Origin of the sequence: Lactobacillus delbrueckii subsp. bulgaricus (assembly GCF_046938665.1) — a bacterium.
In the GTDB taxonomy this organism is placed as follows: Bacteria; Bacillota; Bacilli; order Lactobacillales; family Lactobacillaceae; genus Lactobacillus; species Lactobacillus delbrueckii_C.
On the sequence record NZ_JBKZCD010000001.1, the window covers coordinates 182261 to 197401 of the forward strand.

Consider the following 15141-nt stretch of genomic DNA (forward strand, 5'->3'; position numbering starts at 1 on the left):
CTTTATTTGGCAACTGCCACGGCACGTTTCTCCCGTATTACGGTGATCTTGATATTGCCCGGGTAATCGAGTTCTTTCTCGACCCTGTCCCGGATTTCGTGGGCCAAAACCGTGGTCTCATCATCTGAGATCTTGCCTGGCTCAACCATTACGCGGACTTCCCGGCCGGCCTGGATGGCATATGCCTGCTTGACGCCGTCATAGCTGCCAGCAATGTCTTCCAGTTCCGTCAAACGGCGGATGTAGTTCTCCAAGCTTTCGCTTCTTGCCCCAGGCCGGGCGGAGGAAATCGTGTCCGCCGCCACGACCAGGTCAGCGATGAAGGAGAGCTTCGGCACGTCACCGTGGTGGGCAGCGATCGCGTTGACCACCAGGTCCGGTTCATGGTATTTCCGGGTCAATTCAACACCGATTTCTACGTGGGAGCCTTCGATATCATGGTCGATTGCCTTGCCAATATCGTGTAATAATCCCGCGCGAACCGCTAATTTTTCATCCAAACCAAGTTCAGCTGCCATGGTCCCGGCCAGCTTCCCGACTTCAATCGAGTGCGCCAGCACGTTCTGGCCATAGGAAGTCCGGTACTTCAGCCGGCCCAGGATCTTGACCAGTTCCGGGTTCATCCGGTGGATGCCCAGTTCCATCAAGGCACTTTCACCAGCCTCGTAAATATCGTCGTTGACTTCCTTGCGCGCCTTGTCAACCATCTCTTCGATCCGGGCCGGATGAATCCGCCCATCCTTGATCAGTTTCTGCAGGGCCCGCTTGGCAACTTCCCGTCTGATGGAGTCAAAACCGCTCAAGGTAACCGTCTTTGGCGTATCGTCAATGATCAAGTCCACCCCAGTCATGGCTTCAAAAGAGCGGATATTCCGGCCTTCGCGGCCGATGATCCGCCCCTTCATGTCATCGTTTGGCAGGTCTACGACTGACACGGTCGTTTCCGCGACCGTATCCGCCGCGCTGCTTTGGATGGCATCCACGATGATTTGGTGGGCAAAGCGGTCGGCTCTGGCACTGATTTCTTCCTCGTTAGCCCGAATCAGCTCCGCCTTCTCCTTGGTTAGGTGGTCGGAGACCTGGGCCAGAACAATCTTCTTGGCCTCTTCTTCGTCTAAGCGGGAGATTTCCAGCAGCTTGTCATTCTGCTTCTCGACCAGCCCGTGCGCTTCTTCCAGCAAACCAGCGGCTTTTTCTTCCTGCTGTTTGATTTGGTCTTTCCTTTGTGTGAGTTGTTTCTCCCGGTCATCGAGCAGACTGCTGCGGTGATCCAGGGTATCTTCTTTCTGCTGAAGGCGGTTTTCCTTGCGGGCCGCTTCATCGCGGCGCCCGTTCAGCTCGTCTTCAACCTTCTGCCGGTAATCCCTGATTTCTTCCTGGGCCTCCAGGATCTTGGCCTTCTTCTCCGTCTCAGCATCCCGCTTAACGGCTTCAGCGGCCTGCTTCTGCGCCTGGACCTCGGCCTTGGCGACTTCGACTTCGGCTTTCGCCTTGGCCAAAATTGCCTCTCCGCTCTGCCGGGCGTTTTCCGCCTTGGTCTCCCAGGCATTCTTCCGGATGGCATAACCAATCAGGCATCCCACGACAAGTGAAATAAGAAAAATTACAGCGACTGTTGCGAGAAGAAATATAGTATTATTCATCATGAGTTACGTCGCCTTTGTATTTAGAATTATTCACACATTACTAATCATATGTTACATTTTTGGTCAAGTCAATTCCTTAGCTGCATTTGCGGAAACAAAAAAGATTGCCAGACTTCTCTTGGCAATCTTTCTCTTGGCCAAAAATGGCCTATTTATCAGTCTTTTCCGGACTTGCCGGCTCGGCTGGCTTCTCTTCGCTAGCAGCTGCCTTCTTAGCCCGCTGCTCCTTGACCTTCTCCGGATTTTCCTTTTCTTCCAGAGATTCAGCATCGATCCCGTAAGCCTTGCGGACCTGGGTTTGGATGTCCTCGTAAACGTCCGGGTGTTCTTCCAGGTACTTCTTGGCGTTTTCCCGGCCCTGGCCGATCTTTTCACCGTGGTAGGAGTACCAGGCCCCGGCCTTGTCGACGATGTCCTGGTCAGCAGCCATATCCAGCAGTTCGCCGGACTGGGAGATCCCCTGCCCGTACATGATGTCGACTTCAGCTACCTTGAATGGCGGAGCAACCTTGTTCTTGACCACCTTGATCTTGACCCGGTTACCGATAACGTTGGTAGACTGCTTGATCTGTTCCGCCCGGCGGACTTCCAGCCGGATGGTTGAGTAGAACTTCAGCGCCCGCCCACCTGGGGTGGTTTCGGGATTACCAAACATGACGCCGACCTTTTCCCGGATCTGGTTGATGAAGATGGCAATGGTCTTGGTCTTGGCAATCGTCCCGGAGAGCTTGCGCAAGGCCTGGCTCATCAGGCGGGCCTGGAGGCCGACGTGGGAGTCACCCATTTCACCTTCGATTTCGGCCCGCGGCACCAGGGCGGCAACGGAGTCGACCACGACGATGTCAATGGCCCCGCTGGAGATCAAGGTGTCCGCGATTTGCAGCCCTTCTTCCCCAGTGTTTGGCTGAGACAGGATCAATTGGTCGATGTCCACGCCCAAGGCTTCAGCGTAAGCCGGGTCCATGGCGTTTTCCGCGTCGATGTAGGCCGCCGTGCCGCCCCGCTTCTGCACTTCAGCTACGGCGTGCAGGGCAACGGTCGTCTTACCGGAAGATTCCGGCCCGTAGATTTCCACGATCCGGCCCCGCGGGTAGCCGCCCACGCCCAGGGCCGCGTCCAGGGCCAGTGAGCCTGACGGAACAGTCGAGATCTGGGTGTCGACCTTCTCGCCCATCCGCATGACCGCGCCTTTACCGAAGTTCTTTTCAATTTTCTTTAAAGCCGCTTCAAGAGCCGCTTGTTTTTCATCTTTAGCCAAATTTTTTCCCTCCTGGAAACTTACTAATAAACATTATACTTTGAAGGCCAGGTAAAAAGCAAGAAAAATCCGAACTAACGTTCAAATTATTTCCCCTCCACTTACTAGTACAAGAAAAAAGCCCTTTTTTCCTTAATCTGACTTAAAAAAATAAAAAATGAGTACCTCGCTGATACTCATTTTTAAAAGAATAGTGATTTTCTAAATGCTTACATTGAGCCCTTGAAGACGTCCCATGAAGAATGGAAGTAGTCGTAGCCGGAGTAGATCGTGAAGATCAAGGCCAGGTAGAGCAGGATGGTGCCCAGGTGGAAGATGTCACCAAAGAGCAGGAAGATGATTGACAGCATCTGGCAGGTGGTCTTGATCTTGCCAGGCATGGCTGCGGCCATAACCTTGCCGTTGTTTTCAACCACGATCAGGCGCAGGCCGGTCACAGCCAGTTCCCGGCAGACGATGATGGCTACGACCCAAGCCGGAGCCAGGTTCAATTCCACCATGAAGATGAAGGCCGTCATGGTCAGCATCTTGTCGGCCAGCGGGTCAGCAAACTTACCAAAGTTGGTTACCAGTCCCCGGGAGCGGGCGATGTGGCCGTCAAACCAGTCGGTTGCTGAAGCAACGGCAAAGACGATCATAGCCACCACCCGGCTCCACAGAATTTCAGTCCCTGCCAGGGTGAATGAGCCGGCTGGCCATTGGGCAATCAGCAGGATCATGAAGACAGGAATCAAAAAGATTCGGAAAACAGTCAGTTTATTTGGTAAATTCATTGCTTTAAATTCCTCACTTTTAAGAATTAATGGTCATTCTTCTCTTATTGCTTGCTGCTGGAAGCGGCAGATGATGATGGCGCAGCTGATGACTGGCTGCTTGGAGCAGCGCTGGATGAAGCTTGTGAGCTTGATTGAACGCTGGAGCTGGAAGTAGCTGGCCGGCTGGAAGCTGAGCTTTGCACGCTGGAACTTGCCCGGCTGCTGTAGCTCGTGCTGGTATTGGTGTTAGTGTTAGTGTTGGTAGTCGTGCTGCTTGCCGCGGAACTGCTTGCTGAAGCAGAGCTGCCACCCAGGTAGATAGTCAAACGGGTCGTGCCGTTGATTGGAGTGAACGGAATCTTCTTGCCGCCAACAGTTACAGTCACGCCAGTGTCAGTCCCCAGGTAAACGATCAAAGTTTGCCCCTTCTTGACAGTTTCCGTGTGCTTTTCACCGCTTTGCAGGGTCCCCTGGTTGGTGATTACGTTGTCAACGGAAACGTAGTAGTAGATGCTTTGCTGGCTTGACCGGACTACCAATGGCGTGCTGGACTTGATGCCAGTTACCCGGTAGCTTGAGCCGCCAAGTGAAGCAACCTTGATTGCGCTGGTCTTCTTTTTCTTGGATGATGAAGAAGCAGATGAGCTCTTCTTGCTGGAAGACTTCTTGGAAGTGATCGTGACGCTGGAGCCAGCATTTTCCTTCTGGCTGCTTGACCCGGTCTTCTTCATGTTAGCAAAGACCATCCCCCCGATCAAAAGCAAAAGGGCGATCCCGCAGCCCAGGGCCAGGCGGGGCACAAGCTTGCGCCACTTGGCATCCTTGGCAGGTTCTTCGGCAACTTCCCGCTTGGCTGGCCGGCTGGCACTGATTCTGGCCGGCTTATTTTCAACCGGCTCTACTGGAGCTGCTTCTTCAGCCTCTTCTGGTGTCTCTTGAGCCGGACTTTCTTCCGGCTGGCTGACTTCGCTAGTGACTTCATTTGCAACTTCGCCTTGGTACTGGCTCAGCAATTCCTTGCCGTTCAAACCGACGATTTGCGCGTACTGGCGGATGAAAGCCCGGACGTAAAAGTCGCCTGGCAACTTGTCGAAATCGTTGTTTTCGATTGCTTCCAGGTAGCGGCTCTGGATCTTCGTAGCCTTCTCAATATCGGAAATTGAAAGGCCCTTGGCCTCTCTTGCCTTACGTAGTTGTTCTCCAATGCCTGACATTATTAACCTCTTCAATCACTTTAAAATTCGTTTATAAATTATAGCACAATGGCCGCGGATGTGTCGCCCTATTCCAGCCAGCCGCCACTGACATAAATCGTTTGCCCGGTCAGGTAGTCGCTCTCAGGGTTAAGCAGACAGTCAACCCAGTAGGCAATTTCCTTGGGCTTGGCCAGGTGGCCGGCCGGAATTTCTTCTGCCAGCTCTTTTAAGGTTTCCGGGGAAAACATGGCATTCATGGCCGTGTTGACCGCCCCTGGAGCCACGACATTAACCGTGAAGCGGCTGGCGGCAACTTCCCGGGCATAGGCCTGGGCAAAGCGGCTGATCCCACCTTTAGTCGCGCTGTAGACTGCTTCCATAGCGCTGCCCTGGCCCCCGTAAACTGAGCCCAGGTAGACGATCCGGCTGTGCTCTTGCTTTAAAAGCTGGCTTTCCAAAAGCTTGGTCAGCTTGATCGGGTTCTCCAAATTGACCTTGATGATTTGGTCAATGACCTGGGAGCTTTGGCTGCCCAGGAAGTCATAGTTGGTGATCCCTTGGGCAAAAACGACCGCGTTGACGGGCAAAAGGCTGCTGGCAAAATCCTTGAGCTGGTCGTCGCCTGCTAAAAAGTTCAGCTTGATCGGCATGAAATCCTGCAAGGGATGCTTTTCCGCCAGAGTCCTGGCCAAACCGCTGGCCTCTTCCCAGTTGCTGTTGCAGTGCAGGTACATGGACCAGCCAGACTCAGCCAGGCGGGCCGCAATGGCCCGGCCAATGCCGCCGGTTGCCCCGAAAATCAGTGCTCGCTTCATTGGTCATCCTCCTCAAGCAGGCGGGCCGTGTTGATGCTGGCGCCCTTGCAAAGCTCCTGGCAGTAGGCCCGGTAGTCGGCAAAATTCATGGCCTGCATCTGCTCAACATTGGCAAACAGGTCTTCCTCATCCAGGCTTTCTTCAGCCATCTCCACGGCAAAACCCGACAAATTATCCAGGCTGCGCACGGTTTGGGCCAGCCAGCTTCTTTTGTGAATCTCAAAGAGCTGGCGCATTTCCATTTCCTGCTTTTGGGAAAAAAGCTTGTCTGGCGCCAGTTCAGCCTTGATCTGATCCAGCAGCTTGTCTGCTTCCGGGCTCATCCCCAGCAAGACCGCGTAGGCCCCCTGCCGGGTATAAGTCACGCTGATCTGGAGGGGCTGGCTGACCAGACCGGCTTTTCTGGCGCTGGCGAACCAGTGGCTGGCGGCACCTAGCTTTGATTCTAGCATGATTTCCAGCAAAATTTGACTCATATCCCGACTTGCTAAAACTTTCTTAAAGTTTGGCAAAGGGATAGCCGCCGTAAACAGGGGCACGTCCCCGCCGGTCAGGTCCCAGTCCTGCCCGCTGGCCAAAAGGGGCACCAAGTCTGCTTCTTTTTGCGGCTTGCCGGGGCGCAGGTATTGGTCTGACAATTTCCTGGCCTGTCTAAGAATAGTCTTGACTTGGTTGTCGGTAAAGTCCCCGCAGGCAACAAAGGACATGCGGGCAGCCACGTAGTTTTCATCATAAGCGGCCTGGAGCTTTTCCTTAGTCACGCTGGCAATCGATTCCTTGGTCCCGGCCACGTCGATGGCCAAGTTGCAGTCCCCATAGATGCCCCGCAGGAGCCGGTCACCCAGGATCCAGTCAGGCTCATCCTGGTACATGGCTAATTCCTGCTGGATGATAGGGATTTCCTTGGCCACATTCTCATCAGTGAAGTAGGGCTGGCCAACCAGCTTGAAGAGCAGGTCGATCATGGGGCCGACATTCTTGACCCCGCTGGCGTAATACATGGTTTCATTGAAAGAGGTAAAGGCATTGACGCTGGCCCCCATTTTTTCAAATTCCAGGGACAAGTCGCCTTCTTCCGCGGCAAAAAGCTTGTGCTCCAAAAAGTGGGCCAGGCCGGGAACGGGCTGGGGATCAGCGCTGCCGAAATCGACAATGATGCCGAAAAAGCGCTGGTTGAAGCCCTTGCGCCGGATCACCTGGGCCTTGAAGCCGGAAGGGAAATCTTTTCTGATAATTTCTGGTTTGATCATTTTAATACATAGCTTTCATTCAGATACAGCTTTTGGGCAAAGTCAGCCAGCCGGCCGCTGGTCACCCGGCTGACGGCGGCCATCATGTCAAAGTCCTCGTAGTCGGCATGGAGCTTATAGCGGAGGTCTTTGGCTAAAAGCCAGCTGGCATGGTCCTGGTTGAGCAAGTGGCGGGTGGCCAGCGCCTGCCGGCTCTGCTTGAGCAGGCCCGGGTTGATCCGGCCGTCAGCCACCATCTGCATCTCCTTGCCGATGATCTGCCGGGCTAAGTCCAACTTGTCCGGATCCAGGCCGGCGTTGACCAGGAAGAGGGCATTGTCAGCATACCAGTTGCTTTCCACCGCGTAAGCCGCCCCGTTTTCCTCCCTGACCTTACTGAAGAGCCGGGAGGACTGGTCTCCGGTCAAGTATTGGCGCAAGACTGTCCCCGTGGCCAAATCCTGCAGGCTGGGCTGGCCCTTGTAGGCATAGCCCAGGAAAAGCTGGGCCTGCTGCTTGCCCTGTTCGTCTGTTTTCTCAAGCCGCAAGTCCGGGGCTGAAATCAATAAGTCCCGGCGGCCAAAGTCCAAGGCCAGGCCCGGCCAGCCTTCTTCTTGCAGCTTCTTTTGCAAAAGGCGCTTAACCTGGCGGGCATCATAGACATGGCCAAAAACGCAGCTGGCCTGGGTCTTGATGGCGTCAGCAAAGCGGCGGACTTCTTGGCTGGTCGCTTTCGTAATGTCTTCAATCGAGCCGATGAAGCTGGCCGCGTAATCGGGTTGGTCCGCGTACCAGTTGTTGAAAAAGGCGCTTAAAGCCGCGTTGCTCGGCTCAGCCATGAGCTCTTGGTATTCTTCTTCCAGCTGTCTTTGGGCCAGCTGGACAGAGCTGGGAGTAATCAAGGGCCGGGTGGCCAGGCCGGCAAAAGTTTCTGCTATTTGCCGGTAGTTGTAATCCGGGTCCAGGATTTCCTGGGGCTCAACGAAATTGGCCAGGTAGGAAATGACCATTTCCTTGCCAAAAAGCTGCACCACTGCTTCAAACTGGAAGGAGTAGCGCTGCTGCAATTCGACCTGCTGGAGGCCGGGATCCGGAAAGAGTTCGCTTTCGTTCATCTGCATGCGGCAGAGCAAGCTGGCCATAGCCATGTTGTGCTTGGTCAGCGGCAGGCGGACGAACAGGCCCAGGTTGCCGCTGGTAAATTTTTGATTGCTTTGAATGCTGATATTTTCTTCGTTCATTATTTTTATTCTTCTTGTCCTTCAGGCGGCAAAAGCACCTTGCGCGGCTTGGAGCCTTCCGGCGGGCCGACCACCCCGTGCTCTTCCAGTTCGTCAATTAGGCGGGCAGCCCGGTTGTAGCCGATTCTGAACCGCCGCTGCAGCATGGAGGTGCTGGCTGACTGCTGGCGGCGGACCAGGTCCACTGCCTGCTGGTAGTACTCGTCGTCAACGTCGTCATCGCTGCTCTCGTCATCATCCCCGGCCTGGGGAATCATTTCCTCGTCATATTCAGCACTTTGCTGGCCCTTGACCCAGTCAACGACGGCTTCGACCTCATCGACGTCGATGTAGGCCCCTTGAATCCGGTCAGGCTTGGAGGCTCCGATCGGCAGGTAGAGCATGTCCCCCCTGCCCAGCAGCTTTTCAGCGCCGACCTGGTCCAAAATAGTCCGGGAGTCGACCCCGCTGGAAACGGCAAAGGAGATTCTTGACGGCACGTTGGCCTTGATCAAACCGGTGATGACGTCCACGCTCGGCCTTTGGGTAGCCAGGATCATGTGGATACCGGCGGCCCGGGCCATCTGGCCCAGGCGGACGATGGAGTTTTCCACGTCGTGGCCGCCGACCATCATCAAGTCGCTCAATTCATCAACAACGACCAGAATATAAGGCAAAGGCTCCATTACCGGCCGGCTGGTATCCTTGTTGTTCTCAGCCACCTTGCGATTGTATTCGCCCATATTGCGGACGCTGCCGGCAGCAAAAAGCTTGTAGCGCCGCTCCATTTCGTCGACGACTTTTTTCAGGGCCTTGGAAGCCAGGCGGGAGTCAGTGACAACCGGGATCATCAAGTGCGGAACCCCGCTGTAGACTGACAATTCGACCATCTTCGGGTCGATCAAAACCAGCTTGACTTCATCCGGCCGGGCCTTCATCAAGATGCTGGTCAAGATCGTGTTGATGGCCACGGACTTACCGGACCCGGTTGACCCGGCCACCAGCAGGTGGGGCATCTTGGTCAAGTCAGCGCTGATGATCTGCCCGGTCACGTCCTTGCCCAAAGGCACCATCAAAGGATGGTCCTTGGCCTTTTGGTCCTGGTGCTCCATGGCGTCTTTAAAAGCCACGGACTGGGCCTTCTGGTTAGGCACTTCAATCCCGATATAAGGCTTGCCCGGAATCGGGGCCTCAATTCTGATGTCCTTGGCCGCCAGGGCCAGGGCTAAGTCATCGGCCAGGTTGACAATCCGGGAGACCTTGACCCCGACGGCTGGCTGGACTTCGTAGCGGGTGATGGTCGGGCCTAAGATAGCCTTTTTAACATTGACTTCCACCCCGAAGCTCTTGAAGGTTTCCTCCAAAATAGCCGTGTTCTGCCCGATTTTATCCTTGTCGCTGGACTGGTCACTGGCCTGGACGGCCTTTAATAGGGACAAGGGCGGGAACTGGTAGTTGTCATCATAGCTGACCGTGCTCTTGTCCAGACCGTGGTCAACCTGCTGGTCGGCCAAAATCATCTTCTGGTCATCTTCAGCCTGGCTGCGGGGCTTGGGCAGGTCATCCAGTTCCAGTGAATGAGTGACCGGCGGGTCAGGGTGCTGCTCTGCCACCTGGATTTCCGGCAAGGAAGGCTTGGCCGCCTGTTTCTCTGTCTTCTCTTGCCTGGCTTTTTTCTCCGGCTTGGCTTCTTCGCTATCCTGCCAAGGGTCGGTCAGCTTCTCCCGGTTGTTGGGCTCTTTTCTTTGCTGCTCCTTGTATTCAGAGTACTTTTCCTTTAGCTGGCCGGCTCCGTCCTTGCTTTGCTGGATGAAGGAGCGGCTGATTTTTTGAAAAGCAGCGACCAGGGAGCGGAATTTGACGTCAAAGAACATCAAGATCCCGCTGATTATGTTCAAAACAGCCAGGCACAGGCCGCCAATCTGGCCTAAAAGCTGGTAGAAGATCCCGTACAGGAAGCTCCCGATCCAGCCCCCGCCGACGCTGATGGTGACATTGGCCCGGGCCAGTTCTTCAAAGATCGCGTTCTTGAAGGCGGGCAAAAATTCACTGTGGACGCTTCTGACATTGAAAAAGTGACTGGCCAAAATGTACAAAAGGCCCAGGTAAGCCAAAGTCAAGCCGCTTGTCCGCTTAAAGCCAAAGCGGGGCGGTTGCCCGTAAATCAGCATGACCAGGCCCAAAATGGCCAGGAAGGTCCCGCCTAAGAGGTAGCTGTCCCCGATCAAGAGCCGCAAAAGGTTGGCCAGTTCCTTGCCCAGCCAGCCAAAGCGCAATAACGCCAAAATGGCTACCAGGATCAAGACGATCCCGGTAACCACCCAGCTCAAAGATTCTTCTGTTTTCTTTTTATTTTTGTTTTTACGATTAGCCTGCCTTTTCTTTCGAGGCATTTCTTCACCTGCTCAATCCTTAGAAATTAGGTTCAAAGTCCAAGTTGATCGGTTCATCCAAGGCAACCTGGCTAACTTCGTAAGTCAAGGTTTCGATGTATTCAACCAGCGGCCGGCTGAGCAAACGGTAGGTTTCCTGGTCCAGGTCCTGGCCGTCGCCGTGGTAGCCCAGAAGCTGAACGACTTGGGTGTTGACCCCGCTGATTTCGATGATGTTGTCTTCGTCTGGCGTAACGTCGTAAACAACGGCTACTTCGTAGTAGCCGCCTGCTTCGCCGGCATCTTCAACGCCGTCTTCGCCCGTAGCGACAACCTGGCGGATGGCTACGTTGACTTCGTTCTTTTCTTCTGGCTCATCGAGCAGGTCATAGTGAAAGGCACGAACGATGATTGGGGTCTGCTTGTTAAATTCCATGATTTTACCTCATAAATTTCTTTTTAGCCACTAATGCTTAGGCAGGTTCCGCTGGTAGCGGCCAGGACGGTTGTAGTCGTCCTTGAGCTTGTCGTTTTCATAGTGGTGGGATTTTTCCATGTGGGGAAAGCCTTGCTGGCGCAGGGCTTCAAAAATTACGATTGCTGCTGAATTGGACAGGTTGAAGGCCCGGATCTTGTCGGACATGGGAATGCGGAGATTGCGGTCCGCGTATTGCCGCATGAAGGTTTCCGGCAAACCGGTCGTTTCCCGGCCAAAAACAAAGTAGTAGTCCTTGCTTTCGTCCGTGTAGTCGACGTCAGTATAAGCCTTGCTGGAGAACTTGGAGATCAGGTACATCTCGGCATTGTCCGGCAAAGTAGCCAGAAAGGCCCGCAGGTCGTCATGGCGGCGGATTTCAACTTCACCGCCGTAATCTAAAACGGCCCGCTTGAGATGCTTGTCATCCAGGCGGAAGCCCAAGGGCTCGATCAAGTCCAGCACCGTGTTGGTTCCCGCGCAAGTTCTGGCAATGTTACCCGTGTTGTCGGGAATTTCCGGCTCAAACAAAACAATATGGTTGGTCATTTATTTCCTTTCCTTTTCTTCTTGTCCAGCCTGGTCTGCTTCATCCTGGAAACTGTCGTCATAAAGGTGGGAAACCTTCCGGTAGTACCGGTAGACATGGGTCAAAAGGATTTTCATCACCGCGTAGATCGGAATCCCGCCGATCACGCCCCACAGGCCCCAGACTGAGCCAGCCCCCAACATGACGATAATCGTCGTCGCCGGGTGCATCTTCAAGCGGTTGCCGACAACCAGCGGGCTGATGACCCGGGTTTCAATGATCTGCTCAATAAAGAAGACCACTAAGACCTTGGCCACCATCGGCAAATCAGTCACTAAAGCAATGATCAATGCCGGAATCAAACCGATGAAGGTCCCAAAGTAAGGGATCAGGTTCAAAAAGCCAGCACAGATCGCCAGGGCTGCCCCGTAAGGTTCGCCGATGACCGTATAGCCAATGAAGAACATGATTCCCACGCAGATGGCCACGGAAACCTGGCCGATCACGTAAGAAGACACAGCCTGATTGACTTCATGCAGCAGCTTGCTGGTCGCCTGCTCCCAGCGCTGGGGAGCAAACTTGACCAGAAAAGGCCGCAGTTTGTGCCCGTCTTTCAGCATAAAGAAGAGCAAAAACGGAGCCGTGGCCAGGGTCGTGAAGACGGCTGTCGCCACGGTGACCGCGCTGGTCAAATTGCCCAGGGCGCTGGAGACGGTTGACCCCATGCTCTTGCTGAAATTCTTCTGCAAAGAAGTCATCTGCTTTTGCAGAGAATCGCGCAGGCCGCTGAATTTCGGACTGTGCAGGAGCTCATCAACCGCGTTGGTCGAATTCTTCCAGATCGTAGGCCAGTTCTTGACTAAGGAGTCGATCTGGCTCTGGACGACCGGAATCAGGGAATTGATGGCCCAGATCAAGAAGACCGTGACTATGGCAAAAATCACCATGATGGTGACCGTCCGCGGCACTTTGAACTTCTCTTCCAGCTTGTCCACCACCGGCTCCATCAGATAGTACTGGACCATGGCCACCAAAAGGGGCGGCAGGATGGCGCTGATGAAGGTGTTGACCGGATTCAAGATAAAGGAAATCTTGTTAAAGACCAGCACGATCACCAGGGCCAAGAGCACATTGATCAAGCCGACGCTGAAGCGGTTGTTAAGCACCCAGTCCGTAAAGAGGCTCGTGTCTCTTTTCTTCATTAATCCAGCCTACAGGTGTTCGTAAACGATTTCGTCGTCGACTCTGAACTTCGGCATTTCCTGGTCTTCTGGCAAGTCCAGGTAGAGGGCGTTGGACATTGGCTTCTTTGGCACTTTGTCAGTGAAAAAGAGGCTGGCGTGCTGCAAGGCCCGCAAGTTGCTGACCGCCATAGGGCCAACATAGTTGATCAAAAAGGTCGTCCCGTCAATGGTCACCGTATCGCCCTTCTTAAGAACGACTGCCTGGGCAGCCTGTTCATCATCAAAGGCCTGGATGACGGAAACGTCCTGCAGTTCATCATTGGCCGTCTGGCCAAACAAAATTACGACGCGGTCCTTTTCACTGATCGCGTTTGGTCCGATTGCTTTAATTGTAGATATCCATTTCATTTTTATCACCTGGTTAAATTCTAACATACTCACCGGGAACTTAAAGCTAAGAAGAAAAGAATTGTTAATTATTCTTTACGGACGACTATCTCTTATCGACATTTGCTAAAGATAAGCTTAATATTTAAACTAGAGTTATTGTGGAGTAAATAAGGAGGTTTAAATTGCATATTTTAATTGGCGGCTACACCAAGCACGAGTCAGCCGGCATCTACCAGTTTGACTTTATCGGCTCCGGTGACCAGGCCCATCTGGAACAAAGAAGAAACGTCGTTGAAGTCGGCGGGCCAACCTATTTCCAAAAAGACGGCCAGTTCATTTTTTCTATTAAGAATGAAAACGGCCAAGGGGGCATCGCGGCCTTTACCAACGGCAAGCTAGTCAGCCAGCTGCTGCACGAGGGGTCTTCTCCGGCCTACATCGGCATCAACAAGGAAAAGAAGCTGCTCTACACGGCCAACTACCACACTGGGGTCCTGGCCGTCATCAGCTATGATGACCAGGGGCAGCTGACCCTGCTTGACCAGGTCAAGCACGAAAACAAGGCTTTAGGGCCGCGGCCGGAACAAGCCGGCGCTCACCCGCACTATTTTGATGAAACTCCGGGCGGGCACCTGGTTTCCTGCGACCTGGGCCAAGACAGAGTCGACTTCTACGGCTTTGACGGGCAAAAGCTGACCCACCTGGCCAGCTACCAAAATGAAGACGGTTTCGGCACCCGCCACCTGGCCTTCTCACCGGACGGCAAGTACTTCTACGTGGCCGGCGAACTTTCCAGCCAGGTCAACGTGGTCAAGTTTGACGAAGAAAACTGGATGTTCCGGTCCCTGGCCACCTACTCAACCATTCCGGAAAGCTGGGACCAGCACAACGGGGCAGCGGCCATCCGCCTGTCAAGTGACGGCAAGTTCCTTTACGTGTCCAACCGCGGCCACGATTCAATCGCCGTCTTTGCCGTTTTGCCGGACCAGGCCCTGAAGCTGGTCCAGCGGGTGTCGACTTTTGGCGAATTCCCACGGGACTTCAACTGGGACGCGGAGGAAAAGTACGTCGTTGCCGCCAACCAAAACAGCAACAACGCCACCCTCTACCAGCGGCAAAGCGACGGGACCTTGACCCCGCTGGAAAAGGACATCGCGGTTCCGGAAGGCACCAGAGTTTTATTCACTGATTAAGTTAGGAGTATTTTTTTAGTAACATGCTAGACATTTTCAAAGCCATCATTCTCGGCATCATCGAAGGGATTACGGAATTTCTGCCGATCTCCTCAACTGGCCACCTCTACCTGGCCGACTACATCATCAAGTTAGACCAGCCAACCAGCTTCATCAACATGTTCATGGTTGTCATCCAGCTGGGGGCCATCTTGAGCGTCATCGTGATCTACTTTAACAAGCTGAATCCTTTTGCCCCGTCAAAGAGCAAGCGGGAAAAAGGGCAGACCTGGCAGATCTGGTTCAAGGTCATCGCGGCTGTCCTGCCGTCAATCATCATCGGCCTGCCGCTGAATGACTGGCTGGAAGAAAACATGACCTCCTGGCAGGTAATTTCTGCCACCTTGATCATCTACGGTATCCTCTTCATCGTCTTGGAAAACTACTACGCCAAGCGCCAGCCGAGCTTGACTGATTTAAACAAGATGAGCTATAAGACCGCCCTCCTGATCGGCTGCTTCCAGGTTTTGTCCATGATCCCGGGGACTTCCCGGTCCGGGGCAACTATTCTGGGGGCCATGCTGATCGGGTCAAGCCGCTACGTGGCAACTGAGTTCTCCTTCTTCCTGGCTATCCCGACCATGTTCGGGGCATCCCTTTTGAAGCTGGTCAAGTTCTTCAAGGCCGGCCACGTCTTTGTCGGCAACCAGCTGGCCATCCTCTTGGTCGGCATGGTCGTGTCCTTCATCGTGGCCTACCTGTCGATCAAGTTCCTGCTGAAGTACGTGCAGACCCACGACTTCAAGCCATTCGGCTGGTACCGGATTGTTTTGGGGATCATCGTCATCATCTGCGGTCTGGTCTTTGCGTAATCCTTGTATTCACGCGAAAATATGCTAT

General features: G+C 54.0%; 14 protein-coding genes. 2 read left to right on the forward strand and 12 right to left on the reverse strand.

Annotated features, from left to right (window positions below; all coding sequences use genetic code 11):
• Window positions 1-2: 2 nt before the first annotated feature.
• From rny to ACLUXO_RS00955, 12 genes are all read right to left on the reverse strand, one after another.
• Window positions 3-1646 carry a ribonuclease Y gene (rny, locus tag ACLUXO_RS00900; protein ID WP_412135943.1) on the reverse strand — a complete coding sequence of 548 codons (1644 nt, stop codon included), beginning with the start codon at window positions 1644-1646 and terminating at the stop codon, window positions 3-5.
• A 148-nt stretch (window positions 1647-1794) separates the two neighbouring features.
• Window positions 1795-2904: a recombinase RecA gene (recA, locus tag ACLUXO_RS00905; RefSeq protein ID WP_412135944.1), complete on the reverse strand. Its 1110-nt coding sequence runs from the start codon at window positions 2902-2904 to the stop codon at window positions 1795-1797.
• Between the two features lie 209 nt (window positions 2905-3113).
• Window positions 3114-3677 (reverse strand): CDP-diacylglycerol--glycerol-3-phosphate 3-phosphatidyltransferase, encoded by a 564-nt coding sequence (gene pgsA, locus ACLUXO_RS00910; RefSeq protein WP_270447493.1) that lies wholly within the window; start codon window positions 3675-3677, stop codon window positions 3114-3116.
• A gap of 44 nt (window positions 3678-3721) precedes the next feature.
• Window positions 3722-4873 carry a helix-turn-helix domain-containing protein gene (locus tag ACLUXO_RS00915; RefSeq protein ID WP_412135945.1) on the reverse strand — a complete coding sequence of 384 codons (1152 nt, stop codon included), beginning with the start codon at window positions 4871-4873 and terminating at the stop codon, window positions 3722-3724.
• 68 nt (window positions 4874-4941) lie between these two features.
• Window positions 4942-5670, reverse strand: a complete 729-nt coding sequence (ymfI, locus tag ACLUXO_RS00920; protein ID WP_412135946.1) for an elongation factor P 5-aminopentanone reductase — start codon at window positions 5668-5670, stop codon at window positions 4942-4944.
• Window positions 5667-6920 (reverse strand): M16 family metallopeptidase, encoded by a 1254-nt coding sequence (locus ACLUXO_RS00925; RefSeq protein ID WP_412135947.1) that lies wholly within the window; start codon window positions 6918-6920, stop codon window positions 5667-5669. Before ACLUXO_RS00925 ends, ymfI begins: the two co-directional genes overlap by 4 nt.
• Window positions 6917-8140: a M16 family metallopeptidase gene (locus ACLUXO_RS00930; protein ID WP_412135948.1), complete on the reverse strand. Its 1224-nt coding sequence runs from the start codon at window positions 8138-8140 to the stop codon at window positions 6917-6919. Before ACLUXO_RS00930 ends, ACLUXO_RS00925 begins: the two co-directional genes overlap by 4 nt.
• Before the next feature lie 5 nt (window positions 8141-8145).
• Window positions 8146-10512, reverse strand: coding sequence for a DNA translocase FtsK (locus ACLUXO_RS00935; protein ID WP_412135949.1), 2367 nt, complete (start codon window positions 10510-10512; stop codon window positions 8146-8148).
• 19 nt (window positions 10513-10531) lie between these two features.
• Window positions 10532-10927 carry a DUF1149 family protein gene (locus tag ACLUXO_RS00940; protein ID WP_002877037.1) on the reverse strand — a complete coding sequence of 132 codons (396 nt, stop codon included), beginning with the start codon at window positions 10925-10927 and terminating at the stop codon, window positions 10532-10534.
• Between the two features lie 30 nt (window positions 10928-10957).
• Window positions 10958-11515: a tRNA (cytidine(34)-2'-O)-methyltransferase gene (locus ACLUXO_RS00945; protein ID WP_003618887.1), complete on the reverse strand. Its 558-nt coding sequence runs from the start codon at window positions 11513-11515 to the stop codon at window positions 10958-10960.
• Window positions 11516-12697 (reverse strand): AI-2E family transporter, encoded by a 1182-nt coding sequence (locus ACLUXO_RS00950; protein WP_412135950.1) that lies wholly within the window; start codon window positions 12695-12697, stop codon window positions 11516-11518. It abuts the gene before it with no gap.
• A 9-nt stretch (window positions 12698-12706) separates the two neighbouring features.
• A complete protein-coding gene (locus tag ACLUXO_RS00955) occupies window positions 12707-13087 on the reverse strand; it encodes a PTS glucitol/sorbitol transporter subunit IIA (protein ID WP_412135951.1) in 381 nt (126 codons plus the stop codon).
• Window positions 13088-13251: 164 nt separating this feature from the next.
• Here ACLUXO_RS00955 and ACLUXO_RS00960 point away from each other — a divergent pair, with 164 nt between their 5' ends.
• Window positions 13252-14262: a lactonase family protein gene (locus ACLUXO_RS00960; RefSeq protein ID WP_412135952.1), complete on the forward strand. Its 1011-nt coding sequence runs from the start codon at window positions 13252-13254 to the stop codon at window positions 14260-14262.
• A 23-nt stretch (window positions 14263-14285) separates the two neighbouring features.
• The gene (locus ACLUXO_RS00965) at window positions 14286-15113 is read left to right on the forward strand and encodes an undecaprenyl-diphosphate phosphatase (RefSeq protein WP_412135953.1); all 828 of its coding nucleotides are present in this window, start codon (window positions 14286-14288) and stop codon (window positions 15111-15113) included.
• Window positions 15114-15141 lie beyond the last annotated feature (28 nt).

Excerpts from the sequence above, each read along its gene's own strand:
- rny (WP_412135943.1), bottom strand. The coding sequence starts at position 1,646 with ATGATGAATAATACTATATTTCTTCTCGCAACAGTCGCTGTAATTTTT.
- pgsA (WP_270447493.1), bottom strand. The coding sequence starts at position 3,677 with ATGAATTTACCAAATAAACTGACTGTTTTCCGAATCTTTTTGATTCCT.
- ACLUXO_RS00915 (WP_412135945.1), bottom strand. The coding sequence starts at position 4,873 with ATGTCAGGCATTGGAGAACAACTACGTAAGGCAAGAGAGGCCAAGGGC.
- ymfI (WP_412135946.1), bottom strand. The coding sequence starts at position 5,670 with ATGAAGCGAGCACTGATTTTCGGGGCAACCGGCGGCATTGGCCGGGCC.
- ACLUXO_RS00925 (WP_412135947.1), bottom strand. The coding sequence starts at position 6,920 with ATGATCAAACCAGAAATTATCAGAAAAGATTTCCCTTCCGGCTTCAAG.
- ACLUXO_RS00930 (WP_412135948.1), bottom strand. The coding sequence starts at position 8,140 with ATGAACGAAGAAAATATCAGCATTCAAAGCAATCAAAAATTTACCAGC.
- ACLUXO_RS00935 (WP_412135949.1), bottom strand. The coding sequence starts at position 10,512 with ATGCCTCGAAAGAAAAGGCAGGCTAATCGTAAAAACAAAAATAAAAAG.
- ACLUXO_RS00940 (WP_002877037.1), bottom strand. The coding sequence starts at position 10,927 with ATGGAATTTAACAAGCAGACCCCAATCATCGTTCGTGCCTTTCACTAT.
- ACLUXO_RS00945 (WP_003618887.1), bottom strand. The coding sequence starts at position 11,515 with ATGACCAACCATATTGTTTTGTTTGAGCCGGAAATTCCCGACAACACG.
- ACLUXO_RS00950 (WP_412135950.1), bottom strand. The coding sequence starts at position 12,697 with ATGAAGAAAAGAGACACGAGCCTCTTTACGGACTGGGTGCTTAACAAC.
- ACLUXO_RS00955 (WP_412135951.1), bottom strand. The coding sequence starts at position 13,087 with ATGAAATGGATATCTACAATTAAAGCAATCGGACCAAACGCGATCAGT.
- ACLUXO_RS00965 (WP_412135953.1), top strand. The coding sequence starts at position 14,286 with ATGCTAGACATTTTCAAAGCCATCATTCTCGGCATCATCGAAGGGATT.